At 27.7% G+C, this 20,752-nt stretch carries 18 protein-coding genes and 1 pseudogene; 5 read left to right on the top strand and 14 right to left on the bottom strand.

Annotation, left to right across the window (positions count from 1 at the left end; all coding sequences use genetic code 4):
* Window positions 1-95 precede the first annotated feature (95 nt).
* From ACOBME_RS08510 to ACOBME_RS08495, 4 genes and pseudogenes are all read right to left on the bottom strand, one after another.
* Window positions 96-1,697 (bottom strand): annotated as a pseudogene (locus ACOBME_RS08510) (MATE family efflux transporter); the annotation flags it as partial.
* A 93-nt stretch (window positions 1,698-1,790) separates the two neighbouring features.
* On the bottom strand, window positions 1,791-2,540 hold the full coding sequence (locus tag ACOBME_RS08505) for an MATE family efflux transporter (protein WP_338965694.1): 750 nt from the start codon (window positions 2,538-2,540) through the stop codon (window positions 1,791-1,793).
* Between the two features lie 54 nt (window positions 2,541-2,594).
* Window positions 2,595-3,398 (bottom strand): MATE family efflux transporter, encoded by an 804-nt coding sequence (locus ACOBME_RS08500; RefSeq protein WP_338965692.1) that lies wholly within the window; start codon window positions 3,396-3,398, stop codon window positions 2,595-2,597.
* A 142-nt stretch (window positions 3,399-3,540) separates the two neighbouring features.
* Entirely contained in the window at window positions 3,541-3,783 is a 243-nt protein-coding gene (locus tag ACOBME_RS08495; RefSeq protein ID WP_419335386.1) for a redoxin domain-containing protein, read from the bottom strand.
* A 74-nt stretch (window positions 3,784-3,857) separates the two neighbouring features.
* On the opposite strand from ACOBME_RS08495, the gene ACOBME_RS08490 reads away from it, so the two are divergent.
* On the top strand, window positions 3,858-4,820 hold the full coding sequence (locus ACOBME_RS08490) for an IS1/IS1595 family N-terminal zinc-binding domain-containing protein (RefSeq protein WP_338963247.1): 963 nt from the start codon (window positions 3,858-3,860) through the stop codon (window positions 4,818-4,820).
* A 155-nt stretch (window positions 4,821-4,975) separates the two neighbouring features.
* On the opposite strand, the gene ACOBME_RS08485 is transcribed toward ACOBME_RS08490, so the two are convergent.
* The 10 genes from ACOBME_RS08485 to ACOBME_RS08440 all read right to left on the bottom strand — a co-directional run bounded on the left by ACOBME_RS08485 (window position 4,976) and on the right by ACOBME_RS08440 (window position 16,918).
* Window positions 4,976-6,394, bottom strand: coding sequence for an NADP-dependent glyceraldehyde-3-phosphate dehydrogenase (locus ACOBME_RS08485; protein ID WP_419334951.1), 1,419 nt, complete (start codon window positions 6,392-6,394; stop codon window positions 4,976-4,978).
* A 62-nt stretch (window positions 6,395-6,456) separates the two neighbouring features.
* On the bottom strand, window positions 6,457-7,791 hold the full coding sequence (gene trmFO, locus ACOBME_RS08480; RefSeq protein ID WP_338965683.1) for a methylenetetrahydrofolate--tRNA-(uracil(54)-C(5))-methyltransferase (FADH(2)-oxidizing) TrmFO: 1,335 nt from the start codon (window positions 7,789-7,791) through the stop codon (window positions 6,457-6,459).
* Window positions 7,772-10,438, bottom strand: coding sequence for a valine--tRNA ligase (locus ACOBME_RS08475; RefSeq protein ID WP_338965681.1), 2,667 nt, complete (start codon window positions 10,436-10,438; stop codon window positions 7,772-7,774). The genes trmFO and ACOBME_RS08475 overlap by 20 nt, the downstream gene beginning before the upstream one ends.
* 296 nt (window positions 10,439-10,734) lie before the next feature.
* The gene (locus ACOBME_RS08470) at window positions 10,735-11,022 is read right to left on the bottom strand and encodes an AEC family transporter (RefSeq protein WP_338965679.1); all 288 of its coding nucleotides are present in this window, start codon (window positions 11,020-11,022) and stop codon (window positions 10,735-10,737) included.
* 165 nt (window positions 11,023-11,187) lie between these two features.
* Window positions 11,188-11,904, bottom strand: a complete 717-nt coding sequence (locus tag ACOBME_RS08465; RefSeq protein WP_338965676.1) for an AEC family transporter — start codon at window positions 11,902-11,904, stop codon at window positions 11,188-11,190.
* 62 nt (window positions 11,905-11,966) lie between these two features.
* A complete protein-coding gene (locus ACOBME_RS08460) occupies window positions 11,967-12,119 on the bottom strand; it encodes a hypothetical protein (RefSeq protein ID WP_338965673.1) in 153 nt (50 codons plus the stop codon).
* A 3-nt stretch (window positions 12,120-12,122) separates the two neighbouring features.
* Entirely contained in the window at window positions 12,123-13,691 is a 1,569-nt protein-coding gene (locus ACOBME_RS08455) for a sodium-dependent transporter (protein WP_419334947.1), read from the bottom strand.
* Between the two features lie 115 nt (window positions 13,692-13,806).
* The gene (locus tag ACOBME_RS08450; protein WP_338965664.1) at window positions 13,807-14,451 is read right to left on the bottom strand and encodes a Pr6Pr family membrane protein; all 645 of its coding nucleotides are present in this window, start codon (window positions 14,449-14,451) and stop codon (window positions 13,807-13,809) included.
* 292 nt (window positions 14,452-14,743) lie between these two features.
* Entirely contained in the window at window positions 14,744-15,706 is a 963-nt protein-coding gene (locus ACOBME_RS08445; protein WP_338963247.1) for an IS1/IS1595 family N-terminal zinc-binding domain-containing protein, read from the bottom strand.
* 228 nt (window positions 15,707-15,934) lie between these two features.
* On the bottom strand, window positions 15,935-16,918 hold the full coding sequence (locus ACOBME_RS08440) for an IS30 family transposase (protein WP_338965662.1): 984 nt from the start codon (window positions 16,916-16,918) through the stop codon (window positions 15,935-15,937).
* Between the two features lie 320 nt (window positions 16,919-17,238).
* On the opposite strand from ACOBME_RS08440, the gene ACOBME_RS08435 reads away from it, so the two are divergent.
* Genes ACOBME_RS08435 through ACOBME_RS08420 form a run of 4 tightly spaced genes read left to right on the top strand, consistent with a single transcriptional unit; the run spans window position 17,239 to window position 20,752 of the window.
* Window positions 17,239-17,637, top strand: coding sequence for a hypothetical protein (locus ACOBME_RS08435; protein WP_338965659.1), 399 nt, complete (start codon window positions 17,239-17,241; stop codon window positions 17,635-17,637).
* Window positions 17,630-19,090, top strand: a complete 1,461-nt coding sequence (locus tag ACOBME_RS08430) for a PBSX family phage terminase large subunit (RefSeq protein WP_338965657.1) — start codon at window positions 17,630-17,632, stop codon at window positions 19,088-19,090. The genes ACOBME_RS08435 and ACOBME_RS08430 overlap by 8 nt, the downstream gene beginning before the upstream one ends.
* Complete coding sequence (locus ACOBME_RS08425) at window positions 19,090-19,368, top strand: hypothetical protein (protein WP_338963607.1); 279 nt, start codon at window positions 19,090-19,092, stop codon at window positions 19,366-19,368. Before ACOBME_RS08430 ends, ACOBME_RS08425 begins: the two co-directional genes overlap by 1 nt.
* Entirely contained in the window at window positions 19,361-20,752 is a 1,392-nt protein-coding gene (locus ACOBME_RS08420; RefSeq protein ID WP_419334945.1) for a hypothetical protein, read from the top strand. Before ACOBME_RS08425 ends, ACOBME_RS08420 begins: the two co-directional genes overlap by 8 nt.

Below are 20,752 nucleotides of genomic sequence, written 5' to 3'. Positions count from 1 at the left end.
TATGCCATTTTGTTTGATAAGTATATTATACTATAAAATTGCAAAAAAATAAATAAAATTATTGTCAAAAATAAAAGAAAAGTATATAATTGTTGTATTTTATTTTTATTATGGCTGGTTTTAATACGTAAATACTCTTGATCCATTTTACTTACTTCATTAAAAATACTATGACGGTGTTTATATCAGAATGAATATAGAATAATACCCACAATAATTCCCGAAATTAAGTCATTAAAACCTATCATAATGAAATAATAAATGTTATTTTTTGGTGTTCCATCTGATAAACCACGAACAATAAAGGCTCCCGCTAACATCAAGACTGGTAATACAATAAGTGTTCGAAATGAAGAACACAACGCTGCCTTTCGGGCATTATTCATCCCCTGAAATAGTGTAACACCCATAAAAGAAATCGCCGCACACGGGTAACTCATTAGCATTAAGACTGGTGTTCACCGATATTGATCAACTAATGATGATGGAAAAGCAAAAGTCATTAATAATTGTGGACCAAGACCAATAAATAATAAGAGGACAAAAAATAATCAACTTCCAATAATAATTAAGCCATATCAGCAAGTTTGATACATCCGTAAATATTTTTTTGCCCCATAATTATATCCAATAATCGATTTAATTCCTTGTGCAAACCCTAACGCAATTGCGGTAAAAAAGGCAACTCAAGGTGTCATTGCACTATTAAATAATTGAAACGCTGATAAACCACTTCTTTGTTTTTCATCAAATTGACCTGGCAAATATGACATAATTGTTGATGATAAAATGGAAACTAAAACAATTCCTAAATTATTAAGAAATGATGAAAATCCTAATCGAAAAAATTCTTTTACAGTTGATTTACGAAAATAAAATAAATCTTTTCAATGAAATCGTAAGTATGAATCTTTGTTACGATAAATGCAAATTAATGAAACAACAATAATAAAAACTCATGAGATAATAGTACCAAACATTGTTCCTTCTAATAACAAATTAGCATACTTAACTAATATGATTGAAAAACAAACATTAACTAAAATTGATCCAACCGTAATATAAACTACAATCCGCCCTTTTCCATCAGTACGTAATAACGTTAATAATAAGTAACTAACAAACATTAACGGACTCGCCAACAACATTGGAAAAACATAACGCCAAGTTAAATCTTGTGTAATTCATGACCCTTTTTTACTTAACTGAATAAAAATCATAATATTATCTCATTTAGGAAAAACTAAACAAAAAACAAAAAAAGCCGCAACAATTGAAAATAAAATTGTAATTGTTAGGGCATTCCCAGCTAAGGATTGTGTTTGTTGTTTATTATTTTGTCCATATTTAATCGCAAAAGTAATTGAAGTCCCAATTGCAATTAAAACAGCAAATGCTAAAAGAAGGTTGTAAATTTGACCTGAAAAATGAGTTGCTAAATTAACAAAGATTTTTGCTCCTTGATAACTTAAAACACCATTATTGTTATTAATATTTTCTCGATATCAATCTAAGTATGGTTGATAATGATAAACATTGGGAGTTACAAATGTTAAAGCAATTAGTTTGTCCAAAATCGGATAGGAAGCTGAAATTGCCATCACAAAAACAGTTGGTAATGAAAAAACAAAAATTATTTTTCATAAATTATCATAACGCAACTTAATCTCAGTTTTTGAAAAAACACTTTTGTGCACTAACAGTCCGTCCCTTCTGTAAATCCCTTTCTTATTAATTTTATCGTATTTTCAAAAACATTACTAGAATAAAAAGTAATATTGCATTATTTTTTATTTAATATCACTTTCCAATGAAATTGCATCAACAACATTAGCTTGTAAATTATTACGGTTTTGTTGCTCAAAATCATCTGGATGGTCAATTAATTTCGCTTTATTTTTTCGTCAAGTTGAAATTAACATTGGACCAATAATGAAGGCACAAATTAAATCATTTAAGCCAATCAAAATAAAGTAATCAATATTATTGCCAGTTAACAAACTAACTCCATAACCAATGAATGATAATGGGACCATTACAATTAAAGAACGAAGCATTGAACATATTAGCGTTTGGGTTGATTTTCCAATTGCTGAATATAGCGCCATTGAAGTATAAGTTACTGGTGCAAAAATATAAGTTGAAAATGCTAAAACAGTGTATCAACGATAGTGACCAACGAGTTCTTGCGGAAAGTTATAAATTAACATCATCTTATCCGCAAATGCTAAAATTAGCAGAAAAACAAATGTAAATCATGCTACCTCTAAAATTGCAACTCGGAAAATAATTCGTTCAATTCGTTTATATTTTTTCGCTCCAAAAGCATAAGCACAAATCGCAGTTGCTCCTTGTGCTAAACCTACACCAGCAGAAGTAAAAATGACAATAAACGGGGAAACGGTAGAATAAACTAACTGACAAATATAAATTCCAACCGAAGTTGCTAATACTTTTTGACCATTAACAGTAATTAAGACATCATCTTGACCTGGCAAATGGACAACTAAAATTGTTGAAATTAAAACTTGAATTGCCATTGCAAAATTAAGAAAAAAGGCTCCAATTCCAATTGGAAATGATCGTTTGATAATTTATCGTGATCATATCATTTCCCTTCAATTAAATTTACAATATGAATTTTTTGAAAAAATAATAACACAAGCAGAAAACACAATGTTAAAAATTCAAGCCATCATACTTCCCATAATTACTCCCGACATTTGCAAATGTGCTAATTTTGAAAAAATAAACGAAAATAAAACATTAACTGGGATTGAAATAATTTGCATTATTAAAACAATAAATACTTTCCCTTCTGTTCGTAGAAAAGTTGGTAACGCAAACGATAAAAACAATAGTTGTGAACAAAAAATAAACACGCGGGAATATTCTCACGATAAAGTAATATAACGACTTTGCGCCAGTCCTGACATTCCACCATTCATTTGAGCTTTGACCAATAATGCTCCAAAATGTTCATTCATTAAAAAGAATAAGACTATGGCAACCAGAATTGATAAAACAATTTGTAAGCCAACCATGTTCCCAACAATTCGTCGCATTTGTGCAATATTACGCCGTCCATATTCCATTGAAAAAACAATTGATGCTCCAACACCAAATAATGATGCAAAGGCAAATAACGTATAAAATGCCGTCATTGTATAACCGGTTGTAATATTTACTAAATTATTTGCGGTATTTTCATCAATATTAAATCGTTTCATAATATCTACACTTGTAAAACTCTGGGCCATATTTTTATCAATAATATTATATAACCATTGAATAACCATGATTAACACCATTGGACCACAAAAATACCAAATTGCAGATCACTGTTTAGCATAACGCAACTTATGTTCGCGTTTTGTCATTATTAATTTTTCTTCCATTATGTTTCCTCATTATTCTTTCTATGTTTATAAACAAAATCTAATTTAATTAGCAATAATAAATTAGATTCTAGTAAGCGGACAATTCATTTGTTGTTAAAACTATTATTTATTATACTTGTTAATTATAATAACTAATTAGTTACAATACGGCTGATAAAACAGTTTTAATGTGTTCAACTGGGGCTACTTTTCGTCATACTTCAATAATTTCAAAATCATTATTTAATAAAAAAGTACTGCGTTCAATTCCCATATAAACATTATTAAACATTTTCTTTTGTTTTAACACATCAAACATTTTACATAATCTTTCATCAACATCACAAAGCATTGGAAATTCAACAGCATGATCTTGTTGAAATTTAGTTTGTTTTTTCTTTAATTTTGTCGAAAACTCTTGATATTTATAAAATATACCTAAAATTAGGTATATTTTTAATATATGGAGGTAAATAAATGATGAAAAAAATAATTACAGAATTAATAAATAGCTTAACAGATGATCAATTTTTAGAATTTTATGAAAAAATAAAACAACAAGCAGACTTAATTAAAAAACAAAAACGTTTAAATGAAATTGATCAAAAATTTAGAGATAAAGGCATTATATGTCCTAATTGCAAATCTTTTCATTGTGTTAAAAATGGTCATAATTCCGAAGGAAAACAAAAATATTTATGTAAAAAATGTCGTGCTAGTTTTGATGCATTTCGTCATCATTTTACTTATTGAAGTCATTTAAATTATGAACAGTGAAATTTATTAATTCAAATTTCATTGTTAGGACAATCTAGTAAAATAATTTCTCGTTTTATTAAAACAACCCCAAAAACCGCTTGATATAATCGACAAAAATTAATGCAATCAAAACAATTAGAAAATACACAGTTAAAATTTAAAAAATTAAATGGTCAAATCCAAATGGATGAAACATTTATTAAAGAAATTCATAAAGGCAATTTTAAAGATAAATTTGATAAACGAAAAACTCATCTCGATCCATTTTCAACTGATACCAAATGCTGTATTCAAATGGCAGTTGATAGCAATAATAATATTTTTGTTCAATCCACCAATACCAAAAGATTACAAAAACAATGGATTATTGAAAATATGAATAAGCAACTAATTAAAGAAAAATCAATAATTATTTCTGATATGCAACCACTATATTTATTAGTAGCAAAACAAACAAATTCTACTCTATATTCCACCAAAACTAGTACAAACCCTGATACTAGTTATCAAAAGTTAAATAAGATTAGTAAATTACAATCCAGTCTTAAAGAAGCCTTAATTCATTATCATGGTTTGGGTTTCACTAATATTCAAAATTATTTAAAGCTCTGAAAATGAAAATACCAACACAAAGGTTTAACACCAAACCAACAATCAACGGTATTATATTTTAACGTTTAAAAAATTTAAAGCAAAATCATAATCTTACACAAAATTAGTTTTCAAATTGTCATATTGATGATTTTTTTTATTTCATCAAGAGTTTTCGACAAAATTAAAGAATATAATATATCATAAAATAAGAATAAAATGAAAAAAGGTTCTTTAAAATTACTTTAGTAATTAATTACTAAACCTTTAAAACGAGTAACTGAATTAATGGTTTCACAAATTCCTTGCACTCCTTGCCCTGAATCATGAATTCCTAAAAATGGAAATGAATCAGGACCACGTTGCGTACGACCATTAATATTAACAGTTCCTGTTTCTAATTCACCAGCAATTTTGAAAGCAGCATTAATATCATTAGTAAAAATACATGCTTGTAACTTAAAATTCGATTTATTTGCTAACATAATCATTTCTTCAACATTTTTACAACGAATAATTGGTAAAACAGGTCCAAATGGTTCTTCTCAGGCTAATCGCATATCTGCTGTAACATGGTCAATTAAAGTTGCACTAAGTAAATTATCTTTCCGTTGATTTCCAATAACTAAAGTTGCTTTTTTTGCCAAAGCATCATCAATTAATTCTTGGACAAATTCAGCAGCCTTAATATCAATTACTGGAATAATTGCTTTGTTTTCTAACGGTGAACCCATCTCTAACTTGCTAACTTCTGTTTTTAATCGTGCAACTAATTCATCAGCAATTGTTTCATCAACTAAAACACGTTTAATTGCTGTACAACGTTGTCCTGAATAAGAATAAGCTCCACCAATAATTTCTTTCACAGCTTTTGCTAAATCAGCATTTTTTAACACTAATGCCGGATCTTTTCCACCTAATTCTAAAACTAAATCTTTGCCATGGCCTAATTTACGAATGTGATTTCCAACGGCAACAGAACCAGTAAAAGAGATTACATCAATTTCTGGATTTAAAACTAGTAAATCACCAATATCGCGACCACGACCTGTTACAACATTAAAGACACCTTTCGGAAAACCAACTTCATGCGCTAATTTTGCCATATATAATCCCGTTAAACTCCCATTTGTTGCTGGTTTAAAAACAACACTATTTCCAACAACTAAACTTGGAACAATTTTAGCAATACTTAGGTTAACCGGATAATTAAATGGTGAAATTGCTAATACAACGCCTTTCGGAACACGGGAAAAAATACCAAGTTTATTTTGAACATTTCAACCATCGCCTGTTAAAGTTTCTGGAAAAACTCGTTTTGCTTCTTCAATTGTGTAATCAATATATTCAATGCTTCGTTCAACTTCAACTTGGCCATCTTTTAAACTTTTGCCAACTTCATAAGCCATAGTTTTTGCCAACTCCGTTTTATGAACTAACAATAAATCTGCTCATTTTCGTAAATAACTAATCCGTTCAAACACAGTTAATTTTGCTCAAGGTTTTTGGGCTTGGCGTGCTGTTTGAAAAGCTTGCTTAATTTCTTTTTCTTTTAAAGCTGGAACACGTCCATAAGGTTTATTATCAATTGGTGATATAATTTCTAATCAATCGCCATTATTCATTAATTTGCCATTAATTAATGCGTTTAATTCTAAGCTCATTTTTCACTTCCTCTTTTCTCTTCATATTCATTCTACTTCTATTCTATGCTTTTTTAAAATTATTAAAAGTTAATTTCATCATTTAACTTATTGTTTTTAATAAAATTGGTTAATTTTGTTAAGGCACGGTCACTATATGCTAAGTATTTGTCGACTTTTGCTTTAAAATGTTGATCAAGATTAGGGACAATCCCAAAGTTAGCCTTCATTGGTTGAAAATTAGTTGATGAAGCATTAATAATATAGTTAATTAATGCTCCCATCATTGTTTCAGGAGGAAAAATTAACATTGCCTTGTTATTTAAAAAGTTTGCAATATTAAGCGCACTAATAATCCCGGTTGCTGCTGATTCAACATAACCTTCAACACCTGTAATTTGACCAGCAAAGAAAACATTTTGTTGTGATTTTAATTGTAAAAATTGATTTAACAACACTGGTGAATTAATAAAATTATTTTTATGAATAACACCATAACGAACAATATTAGCATTTTCTAACCCCGGTATCATTGTCAGAAGACGTTTTTGCTCTGGGAATTTTAAATTAGTTTGAAATCCTACAACATTATACAACGTGTCAATCGCATCATCTTGGCGTAATTGAATAACAGCATATGGTCGTTCACCATTTGGTTTTTCTAACCCAACTGGTTTTAATGGTCCAAATAATAATGATTTAACTCCACGCTTGGCCATTACTTCGATTGGCATACATCCTTCAAAATAAATTTCTTTTTCAAATTCACGTAAAGCAACTGTTTCAGCTGTAATCAATTCTTGTACTCATCTTTCAAACTCTGCTCTTGTCATTGGACAATTAATATAATCTTTACTTTCACCTTTATCATAGCGTGACTTATAATAAACCTTTTGAAAATCAATACTTTCCTTTGTAATAATTGGTGCTGCTGCATCATAAAAATAAAAGTATTCTTTTCCTAATAACTGTTGAATCTCTTTTTGTAAACTTGGTGTTGTTAATGGTCCTGATGCAATTAGGGTAATTGCTGTTAAATCAATTGTTGCAACTTCTTGATCAATTAAAGTTACATTAGGATGTTTTGTTAACCAAGTTGTAACATAATTTGAAAACTGTTGGCGATCAACCGCTAAAGCACCACCAGCCGGGACACGACTAGCATAAGCAGCTTTAATAATCAATGAATCAAAAGCTAGCATTTCTTGTTTTAAGAGCCCAACACCATTTGTTAAACTATCATTTCGTAATGAATTTGAACAAACTAATTCCGCAAAACTATCTTGCTTTTGCACTGGGTTTTTATTAATTCGTTTACTTTCATATAAATTAATTTGAAACCCTCTTCTTGCCAACTGATAGGCTGCTTCAGTTCCAGCTAAACCAGCACCAATAATATTAATTTTTAGTTTTGCCATAGTTTACCTTTTCTTTTAATTGGTCATATTGTTCCAAATATTTCGCATATTTCTCTTGTTCAACTTTAATTTTCTCTGGGGTTGCCTTTGCCAAAAAGTTTTGATTATCTAAAATATTCTTACTACGGATAAGCTCTTGTTCTAAGCGTTTTAATTCAGCGGCTACTTTCCTTTGTTCTGCTGCTAAATCAATAATATCATTAGCAACCACTTCTAAAATCACATCTGTTAATGGAACTGTGATATATGTTTGTTTCAGATCTTTTTCTTTTAAAATACCTTTAATTTCACTATTTACCATTTTAAAAATGAAATCATTAATTAATGGAATTATTTCCCCATTAATTTTTATTTTATTATTTGTCGCATCTAATCAAATTTCAATTACTTGTTGTTTTTTAATTTGATAATTACTACGTAATTCCCGCATTGCAGCAATAATTTCAGTTACTAAATTTAAATATTCTACATCATAATTAAAATTAGTTGTTGGATATGTTTCTAACATAATTGATGCTTTTAAATTTAATTTTTGATAAATTTCTTCTGTTACAAATGGAATAAAGGGATGTAACATCACTAAAATTTGTGTTAAAACATAAAATAATGTTTGTGTTGTTACAGCTTTGATTGTTTGATTATCACTTTGTAAATTAACTTTTGTTAATTCAATATATCATGAACAAAACTTATTTCATACAAAATCATATAAATCCTTACCAACTAAAACAAACTCGTATCTTTCCATATTAACCTTAACTTTATTAATTGTTTTTGTTAACTCTGTTAAAATTCATTGGTCAATCGCATTTTCTTGATGTTTAGTTAATAGTGCTACAATTTCTTGGTCAAACTTTAGCAATGGTTTAAAATCACTTGCTAAATTCATTTCAACATAACGTGCCGCATTCCATAACTTGTTAATAAAATTTCAAGCCCCATTAATTTTTTCTTGCGAATATCGTAAATCTTGGCCTGGCGCACTATTTGTCACTAAAAAATAACGTAATGTATCAGTTCCATAATCATTAATAACATCCATTGGATTAATCCCATTTCCTAATGATTTACTCATTTTGCGACCTTCTTCATCACGAATTAAACCATGGATTAAAACATCATTAAATGGTTTTTCATTAGTAAATTCTAATGAATCAAACATCATTCTTGAAACTCAAAAGAAAATAATATCATAACCAGTTACCAAAACATTAGTTGGAAAATAACGTTGAAATAATGTTTCATTTCAAGTTCACCCTAATGTTGTCATTGGTCACAATGCTGATGAAAATCATGTATCTAAAACATCTTCATCTTGTAATCAATTATTTGTATCATCTGGTGGTGTTAATCCAACATAGATTTTAGTCGGGTCGTCTTTCACATATCACGTTGGAATTTGATGTCCTCATCATAGTTGACGGGAAATACATCAATCTTGAATTTTTTCCATTCAATTAATTAATGTTGTGTTAAACCGTGATGGATAAAATTTAATTTGATCTTTTGTTTCTTGAAATTTAATAATTTTTTCCGCAAAAGAATCCATTTTAACAAATCATTGGTCAGATAAATATGGTTCAACAATTGCTCCACTTCGTTCAGAAAAACCAACTTGATGAAAATGGTCTTTGATTTCAACAACTAAATTTTGTTTTGTTAAAGCAGTAACTAAATTTTGTCGGGCAATAAATCGATCTTGATTAAAATATTCCCCCGCCATTTCATTCATTGTTCCATCAGTATTCATACAAATCGGCATTGCTAAATTATGACGCAACGCAATTTCAAAGTCATTAGCATCATGGGCTGGTGTACATTTCATTGCTCCCGTACCAAATTCTTGGTCAACATAGTCATCACAAAGAACAGGAATTAACTCACCATTTGCTGGATTAATAACCTTTTTATTTCAATATTGCCGATAACGTTCATCATTTGGATTAACAACCACGCATTGATCAGCAAACATTGTTTCTGGGCGGGTTGTGGCAATAGTTAGATATTCACTAGTACTATTTTCTAGAAAATATTTAAAATAATACATTTTACCTTTTTGTTCTTGATATAAAACTTCAATATTTGATAAGGCTGTTTTTTGCACTGGATCTCATAAAATAATTCGTTTTCCACGATAAATTAATCCTTTTTGATATAAATCAATAAAAACTTTTTGAACCGCTGCTGACAAATTATCATTTAGAGTAAATTGTTCACGCGAATAATCTAACGCTAACCCCAACTTGGCTCATTGCTCACGGATTACCTCCGCATACTCTTCTTTTCATGCTCAAACTTGTTCAACAAATTTTTTACGGCCTAAATCATGCCGTAAAACATTTTTTGTTATTCGTAACCGTTCTTCAACTTTTGCTTGCGTCGCAATCCCGGCATGATCCATTCCTGGTAAATATAACGTATCAAACCCCATTAACTTTTTATAACGAATAATTAAATCTTGTAAAGTTGTATCTCATGCATGCCCTAAATGTAGCTTTCCAGTGACATTTGGCGGAGGAATCACAATACTAAAACTTGGTTTATTGCTCTTTAAATCAGCGGTAAAATACCCAGCATCTTTTCAAAATTGATACTTTCCTTCTTCAACAAGATTATGATTATACTTTTTACTTAATTCCTTTGCCATTAAATCTCCTATCTAAATAAAAACTCCTATTATTTTAACAAAATAATAGGGGCAATTATTATTTAATAATTACGGTACCATCCTTTTTTAATAAGTACAAACTTATTATCTTAATTAAAATATCAAGTTGAAATATTAGTAACCTTCATTAAACAAATAGATTAATTTCACACCACCAATTAACTCTCTGAACTATTTTGTTTAATTACTCCTCTAATATTTATGGTTTTATTATAATTCTTTTTTGATTAATTGCAACAATTTTACCAGTTTTATCTTTATTCTTAATTGTTTAACTAAGTAAATAAACTAGTTGATCCAATGGCTGTTGTAACAATAATTCAAAATGGCAAAATAATAATTGACATTAAAGTTGATAATAATGTTACATTACTTGTTAACAAGGTTTCTTTCTTGAAGTTAATTGAATATGCAACAATTACCGAAGCTGGTGGAGCTGCTAACATAATTATAATAATTGTTAAGCCCATACTACTCATTGTTCAAGCCCCAGTTTCTTTTCCAATTGCTGTTACAATCAAGGTTATTACTAAGCCAATAACTGGCGCTACTAAAACCTTCATAATTGTCCCATATCATATTTTAAAACTTTTTAAACTATCTTTTAACGTCCCTTTTGTTAAATTAATTCCAATTGCTAATCATGCTAACGGCGTGCAAATTGCTTGTAATGTTACTAAAATTTTTTTAATTGGAGGAAAAGTATTATCTAATCGTAATGGTGAAAATTATTTGCCACTACCAAGCACATTTTGATCAGGAACAACAGCAATTCCCGGAATCAACTGTGTTACTCAAAAGGTAAATCCAATAATTGTCGCTAATAAAATTGGATTTAATAAAATCTTCTTAGAATTAGTTTTAAACATTTTTCGGCCATAAGCATATCGATTCTTAAAACTATTTCTAATAACAACCTTATCTTGTAAATAACCCTTATTATCTTTGCCCATAATAATAAATCCTAATGAATATAAAAAGACATGGTACGGAACATTAAAAATATTTGAAGCAATTTTTGCATCAGGTCCCGGAAACAACGCCGTTACAATTGGAATACCAAAAAAAGAAGTTGCTGCAAAAGTCATACTCATTGATAACGCATCTTGGACATCACGATCATATTTAATATAAAAGTATTTTGCAATAATCCCTAAAATAATATAAAATAAAAAACCGCTTAATAAAACAGCCGCTTCTTGTTTAACATTTTCAACAGTAGCATCAGAAATAAATCCTTCAAAAACTAAAGCTGGTAAACCAATTACAACTAATATTTTAATAAAAACAACATCTCATTCTTGTTTTAATGTTCCTTTTTTTGTTAAAAGTCATCCTAAAAATATCACAAAAATTGTAGCAATAATGGCACTTCAAAACCCTCATACTGTTAATGTGTCAATAATTGCCTTGCTAACTTTATTTTCAACCAATAATAACTGCATTATGTCCTCCATTTAGCATTCTTTTTAATTTTACCGCTTAAAAATAAAAATAAAAGTTATTTCTAACTTTTATTTGTTTCATTTTCTGCGTTTACTTCTTCTGCCCCTTTTAAATTATTGTTTCAATCTTTATAAATAAAAAAGATAAATCCACCAAATAAAATAATGAATAAAACAATAATAATTACTAAAGTAATAATTAATCAACTAGCCATTTGTTATTTTTCTCCTTTATGCCCATAATTTGGGATTACTTTTGTTTGATATTTTCGCAAAACGGTAACTGATAATAGACTAACTAACAGTGGAATTATAATTCCAAGTAAAACTGCTAAAACCGATAATCATCATGGTTTTGATAAACCAGAACTAATAAAGGCATAAAACATAAAGATAATATTAACCGCTAATAAGAAAGCGGTAACATATGAAATAGTAAATCAATATGTTTTCCCAAGTTTAATTCATGAATGTTCATTGTTGTAAGCAAGCACAAGTTTTAATTTTTTATAAATATGAATAAATAAAATTATTTCTGTTAAAGCCATTAACAACATATTAACACTCCCCGCTAAAGCTTGGAATGAATAAATCCACTGATTAGTATCTTTGAACATTATAACTAACCCAATTGTTGCCATTAATAATATTAAAATAAAGATAACTTTCTTTTCATTAACTTTATAATTTGAAAAAATACCATTAACAACAACTTCCAGCATTGCAATAATACTACTTAACCCAGCAAATAATAAGGCCGTAAAGAATAAAATTCCTAAGAAGTTCCCAAAACCAACGATTGTGTGATGATTAATAACACTAACGGTTTGTGGAAAAACATTAAAGATAAAACTAGCACCATCATTATTCGGAAACACGCGGTCAATTGCTTTGGCATAATCATCAATTGATGTTAAACCAGGATTTGTTTCATGAACTAATACCCCCCCCGATGACCCAAACACTAATATTAATGTTAATAACGAAATTGCCAACACTCCAAATGATAAAATATATGCTTTATTAGCGTTATCTTGTCGTTTTGAAGCAGCACCAGCAAATAATAACATAAACCCTGATCCAACACAAACGGTAAATACTCCCAATCCAAAAGCATCACTTCAAACTTGGACATTACCAAATGACGCCAAGGTTTTTTCTGTTGGCATTAGAACTGTCCTTAGTCCTGCTAAAGCACCAGGAATTGTTAAAACATAAATTGCCAACACTAATAAAATAACAAATAAGACCGGAATAAAAATAACATTTGCTTTTGCAATCCCTTTTGCCCGAAACATTATAATAGTACCAGCCATAATCACAATTGCAATAAACGCTAAGTATGCTATTCATTGAAAATTAGCAGTCCCCGTTACTCCAACACCACCAGCATTTAAAATATTATTGTTAAATCATAACGGTGTATTAATTAAATTTGTAAAATTTAATAACAACAAAATTAAAACATAGTCAATTAAAACCGTATAATAATTAGCAACAACAAACATAAATGCTGATTGAAATAAACCAATAAAACGACTTGCTGTTGGATTTTCTTCTTCAAAAATATTAATTAACGACTTTCGGCGCATATTCCCAATATTAAACTCTAAAATCAATAACGGAATAGCACAAGTCACAATTGCTAAAATATATAAGACAAAAAAAGCTAAACCCCAATTTGCTTTCGATAAGGTGGGGAACCCTCAAACATTACCAAGTCCAATTGCTGCACCTAATGTGGAAACAATAAAACCAAACTTACTAACATGCCTCTTCTTTTTCATAATTTTTTCCTTTCTTTTCAAGATAATAATTAATATAATAAAAAACAATTATTAATAAAATTAACAATCGTTCTTTTTGGTGTTTCTTTTTTAATTAATAAAAAATCACATAAAATTATTTCACAATTTTTTTCTTATTAACAAACTTATATGAACAAAAATTATACAGGGTTCCTAGCCAAAAAACTAACCCTGCAATAGCAATCACAGCGATGATAAACCATACCACCCCAGGAATTCCAGCTAATGATTTATGAACATTTAAGAAAAAATATTGATAGGGAAATGCTTTCCGCGCTTGTCAACGAAATTCACCACGAATCATATTCACAATTGTTCATACAATTGGATAAAAATAAAATTTTCAAAGATCTTGTCTTCAATAAACTTTTGTTGTTTTAATATTATTTTCTCGTTCCATAAAGAATAAAAAATAAACAATCATGACTATTGGACAAATAACGTGTTGAATTGTTGAATACAACCAAGCTCTTCAAGTTTGTGGTTGTTCAACTGGTAATAACATTAAATTAAAAATTAAAAAAGTAATACTAATATAAATTGTAATTGCTAAAGTCATATTGTAACCTAATCACTTGTTTTTTCCTTCATATTTAGGAAATAACCCTGCTCCAAGTAATAAGGCAAATACTAACAGATTTGTTTGAATTGTAAAATAATTAAAATAATTAAAAGTATAATCACCTTTATCATTGATAAAGTTTTTTGTTGCTTCCTCTGATCATGTCGGATTTTTCACAGTAATAGGAATTCCATGAACATAACTTTCAATCAATGCCGCAAAAATACCGTACCCAATTAAAACTGCAAAGAGTAATTTGTAGTAAACTCGTCAGTCTCTTCATATCTCCTTCTTGTAAAACATTTTAATCTTCCTTTTAAATATTTCAATTATTATATACGTATTATGTAAATCTAAGCTCCAAATTTACTTTAATTTTGTCGAAAACTCTTGATGAAATAAAAAAAATCATCAATATGACAATTTGAAAACTAATTTTGTGTAAGATTATGATTTTGCTTTAAATTTTTTAAACGTTAAAATATAATACCGTTGATTGTTGGTTTGGTGTTAAACCTTTGTGTTGGTATTTTCATTTTCAGAGCTTTAAATAATTTTGAATATTAGTGAAACCCAAACCATGATAATGAATTAAGGCTTCTTTAAGACTGGATTGTAATTTACTAATCTTATTTAACTTTTGATAACTAGTATCAGGGTTTGTACTAGTTTTGGTGGAATATAGAGTAGAATTTGTTTGTTTTGCTACTAATAAATATAGTGGTTGCATATCAGAAATAATTATTGATTTTTCTTTAATTAGTTGCTTATTCATATTTTCAATAATCCATTGTTTTTGTAATCTTTTGGTATTGGTGGATTGAACAAAAATATTATTATTGCTATCAACTGCCATTTGAATACAGCATTTGGTATCAGTTGAAAATGGATCGAGATGAGTTTTTCGTTTATCAAATTTATCTTTAAAATTGCCTTTATGAATTTCTTTAATAAATGTTTCATCCATTTGGATTTGACCATTTAATTTTTTAAATTTTAACTGTGTATTTTCTAATTGTTTTGATTGCATTAATTTTTGTCGATTATATCAAGCGGTTTTTGGGGTTGTTTTAATAAAACGAGAAATTATTTTACTAGATTGTCCTAACAATGAAATTTGAATTAATAAATTTCACTGTTCATAATTTAAATGACTTCAATAAGTAAAATGATGACGAAATGCATCAAAACTAGCACGACATTTTTTACATAAATATTTTTGTTTTCCTTCGGAATTATGACCATTTTTAACACAATGAAAAGATTTGCAATTAGGACATATAATGCCTTTATCTCTAAATTTTTGATCAATTTCATTTAAACGTTTTTGTTTTTTAATTAAGTCTGCTTGTTGTTTTATTTTTTCATAAAATTCTAAAAATTGATCATCTGTTAAGCTATTTATTAATTCTGTAATTATTTTTTTCATCATTTATTTACCTCCATATATTAAAAATATACCTAATTTTAGGTATATTTTATAAATATCAAGAGTTTTCGACAAAATTAAAGCAAATTTATCTCTTGTTATTTTAATAACAACACTTTTTAAAAGAAGTGCAACTATTTTTTTAAAAAAATAAATTATTTTTAAATTTACCCTATTTTTGGCATATTTAAACACACTGAAAAATAATTTATTAAATTACTTCAAATAAACTTATCTAAAATTCTCTAAAAATACTTCTTTTGAAGTTCTTCAATTAAGAGCGGGCCTTAATTTTTCATTTATAATATCGACTACTAAATCTATTTCTTGTTGCGTAACAAGATTAAAATCTGTCCCCCTACCATATCGTTTTCTAAATTCACGGTTTAGTCTTTCAATTAATGGTTTTTGATTAGGCGAAGCATGGTCACAAAAATAAACATTAGAACCAGTAATCTTTTCCATTTCTTCAAACTTACTAAATTCTTTTCCTCTATCGGTTATTATTCCTTTAATTTTTCCAACTAAACCATTAATTCTAACTATATGTTTAAGTTTTTCTAAAACTTCATTAGCAGTATGTTCTTCTAATTTCATAGCAAAGTATTTTTTACTTGATTTCTCTGTCAAAACTAAACAACTAGATTGATGTTCTTTTCCAACTACGGTATCCATTTCAAATCAACCAACATCTGTTTCTTTATTTTCAATATCTCATATTGATTTAAATCTTTCATCTAATTTCCCACGATTATCAGGTCTTTTCTTTGTTCTATTTCTTCTACCACCATTTAATAAATTTTTCTTTAACAAACCCAAAAGACCTAAAAAAATTCATTTATAAAATGTTTTAAGACAGGCAGGAAATTTGATACCAAATTTTATTAAAAATCGCTGAATAATTTCTGCTGGTGAATCACCCAAAATATTAAATCGTAAATTTAAAAATTCTTGTTGTTCTTCTGTAAATGTAGGTATTTTTTTAATACACTTTTGTCGTTTTTTATAATAATCATCATGTGCCTCACGGGCATTATAATCTTCTATATTTGTAAATCTATTAATTTCTCTTTTAACAGTATTAATATCTCTTCCTGTTTGTCTTGATATTTCAGATAAATTAAGTGTGCCATTTTTCTTTTTGCAACTATCAGATAAAAATAAATCCTTAAAAAATCTTCGTTCATCATATTTTACATGTGTATAATCTTTCATTACTCTATATTTCCTCCAATTCTTTTATAAAAATAGTTATACATTAAATTTATAAAAAAGATAAATTTTCACATTTTTTTAAATTAAAATTATTGACAAATATATTATTAATTATATAATTATATTGTAACAAGCTCCAATTTATCTCTATATGCTTGTATACTAAAATAAAAAGTAAAGTAATTTACTTTTTTTTATTTTGATGTAAAATATAAATAATAAAAAGAACCGCGATGGTTCTTTCATAGTTTTTATTTACTCTTTTATTTAATCATATTCATTAAATAATAGCAATTTTAATATGCAAAAAGGAGTAAAAAATGAAAGAATTTAATCCAAATAAAGCAAGTTTGGCAACTTTTTATCGTAAAATAGAGCAATTTTGAGAAAATAAATCACCCAATAAACCATATACTTTGAATGATTTAACCAATGAATTCAATCTTTCTAACAGATGAAAGCACGAAACTTACAAGAGCGAAAAGATAGTTCCTTTACTTGAAAAACAAGTTGATAGAATTGAAAGTGAAATAATTAACTTTATGATGAAATCACATGATGGTGCTAAATTATATTGACAACGAGCATTTAATTATAAATATTCACTGCAAGAAAAACAGTTAGAACAAGAATTAAACTTAAATAATCAACAACCAATAATTGTTAATTTACAAACGGATATTAGAGATATTAAAAAAGAAAGTGATAATAATGCTTAATCATTTTACTTATTTGTTAGAAACTCCTTATTGATTATTACAAAATAGTAGTATTGGTAATAAATATCCCTTTGCTAAAAAATATGAGTTAGTTAATGAAATTAATCAAATTGGAACACGATATAGTGGTAAGACTATTTCAAATATTAAAATGTTTGGTGAATTATTAAAAATTAGTTTATTAATTAAAGAACCAATTTGTATCATTGCTAGTATGTATTGAAGTAAGGATTTAAAAGATAGTGTATTTCAAAATATATGAAATATGTTAGATGAAAATCATATTCCTTATACTATTAACTTATCAAATTTTACTTTTACTTTATCAAATGGTAGCAAAATATATTGTAAAGGTTTACATTCACCAAGCCGGAAAGAAAAATTAAAAGCTTTTGCTGATTTGAATAAATATAAATTAGTAATTGATTGAAGAGAAGAATGTGACCAATTTCAACAAAAAGATTTAAGTGATTTAGAATTTGCTATTCGTGGTTATCAAAATAAAATAACAATTAATATATGTAACCCCGAAAGCTTAAAAAGATATATTGTTGGTTATTGTAATGAATTAATGCCTTTTAATGAAGAAATAATGCGTAGTAAATATGAACAAATTAATTATATCGAAAAATGAAATATGAAAATTATTATTCATTATTCTAGTTGAAGACTTAATTATGAATTAACACAAAATAAAGTTAATGAACAATTAAGATTAGAACAATTAGATATTGAAAGAGCAAGAGTATGGAGTTGAGGATTGCCTGGTAATACTAGTGGTTCAATTTTTGCAAGATATATTGATATTATGCAAGCAACAGATATTATTCAACCAACTAAATTATTAGGTGGTGTTGACTTAGCAAACTCTACTAGCCCCAAAGGGCATACAACAGCAGCGAGTTTTTGAATATATAATTCATTTGATAAAAAAGCCTATAAAGTAGCAGAATATGCACACTCAAATGCTACGCAACAATTTAAAGGACCATTAGAACAAGTTAAAGATATTTTAGAGTTTTACAACAATCAATTAAATCAATATTTTAATTTAATTCAGCAAGGTATATCAATTAATGTTGATGATAGTGCTTATGCAACATTAGAAAGTTTAAACCGAGAGAAATATAATTATACTTTTGGTCAATACATGAATTTTAAACCAGCACAAAAGCAGAAGTTTAAAATAAAACATCGTGTAGAAGCATTTACAATGTTAATAAATACTAATCAATTAAAATGATTATGAGAAAAATGTCCTGTAAGTAAAACCCAATATGAATTAATTCAATGAGAAGATAAGCCCGATGCAAGAGAAGAACGAATGTTAGATTTATATGATGACACATTTGATAGTGATTTTTATGCTTTACACTTTGAATTAGTACCGATGGTTAAACATAATAGTTCAGCAGATTATAAATTATGACAACAAAGGAAGTGAATAACTTAATGAAAAAAGATATTTATGTAATACATGATGAACGTGTAATAAATGCAAAAAGACCATATATGTCTGTTTGTGGACAAGTTAAAAAAAGACTTTGTCAAGAATTAAATAAAGATAATATCGCAATATGTAATTTAAATTTATATAACGAATATATTAATAAATATCAAAAAGTTAAAGTATGTGTACAAGTTTTAGCAAATGAACCAAATTTATTAACAGTAAATATTATTAATTATGCACTTATTTTAAAATTAAAGGAGCAAAATAACAATGAATAATACTTTCCATAGTTTACCAAACTTAAATGATATTAATAGTGTTTTAAAATTTTATAATTATGATTGAACTATTAATTTAGCCAATATTATTGCTCGTCATCAAATGCGATTAGTAAATGGTAAAGATATTTTATTTAAGTCTCATCGTAAAGACATTTTAGAAAAATTAAATTGATGATATGAAACTTATAAAATAAAAGAAAAATTAGATAAAAATGAATTAACAGCAAGTTTAATGGGCAAAACTATTTTTGGTTTATTAGAAACTAGTGATGGAAATATTGATTTATGAATTAATCCTTTTAACTTTACATCTCGTGTAAGTAAAATAAACGAAATTGAACAAGGTGCTGATATTTGATTAAATTATCATCAATCAGATAGTGGTTTTATTTTAAATTTAATTTGTACCAAAGATAAAATAGGTATAAAAGGTTGACCTAAAAATAATGAAGTAGTTGTTGGACAAAGTAAAACACAAATTAAAGATGATGTTAAACCTGTTTTAGTACAAGAATTTAAAAATAAATTAGGCATAGTTCCTTTTTGAGAAATGATTAATGAACCTAACCCCTTATTTTTATCTACATCAACTACATTAAACCTATGACCTACAATGGCAAATTGTTATAAATTACAATTTGATTTAGAAGATAGTTTTAATATTAAATCAAAAGAAAGATGAGCAAATCGTACTCATTGATATGGAATATTAGATGATGATTTAATGACTGCTTATAACAAAGGTAATAAAAAAGTATTACAAGATGCTTTTGATGATATTTTTATTCAATCAGGTCAATCAGCAGTAGATGGTCAATTATCCCAATCTTTACAAGTAGTACAAGGTACACCAACATTAGAAACATATACTGAAGACCAAAAAGCAATTATTGAACAAGTATACTTAGTATGTCATTTTTATAGTCCTTTTGGTGATAAATCAGATAATGACCAAAATAAAACACAGTCATTATTAACTAAAACAAAAGACTTAGAAAAACAAGCATATTTACAAGCATATCGTAAGCAATACTATACTAAAATGTTTGATACTGTTTTAAAATATTATGGTTTATGAGATGGTGTTGGTGAACGAGAATATGGTTTTGATTTTGTTAGTGCTAGTTTAGTTGACCAAATGCGACAAAATGAACTAATTACTGCTAGATTAGATAATGGCACAATGGAACCAATAAGAGCAATTACTGAATATGATAATATTGATGAATTAGAAGCAACCAAATATTTTGAAAAAGTAGAAGCATGACAAGACAAAATGCAAGCCAAAGAAATAAAACATAATAATAAATTACTAGAATATGATGAAACTGGTAATAATCAAAATGCCTTACAAGGTAGAACAGAAATTAAGGAGAATTAA

It is taken from the genome of Spiroplasma endosymbiont of Sarcophaga variegata (assembly GCF_965178695.1).
Taxonomy (GTDB): Bacteria; Bacillota_I; Bacilli_A; order Mycoplasmatales; family Mycoplasmataceae; genus Spiroplasma; species Spiroplasma poulsonii.
Note: the sequence above shows the minus strand (reverse complement) of the source record. Positions and strands in the feature narration are given on the sequence as shown.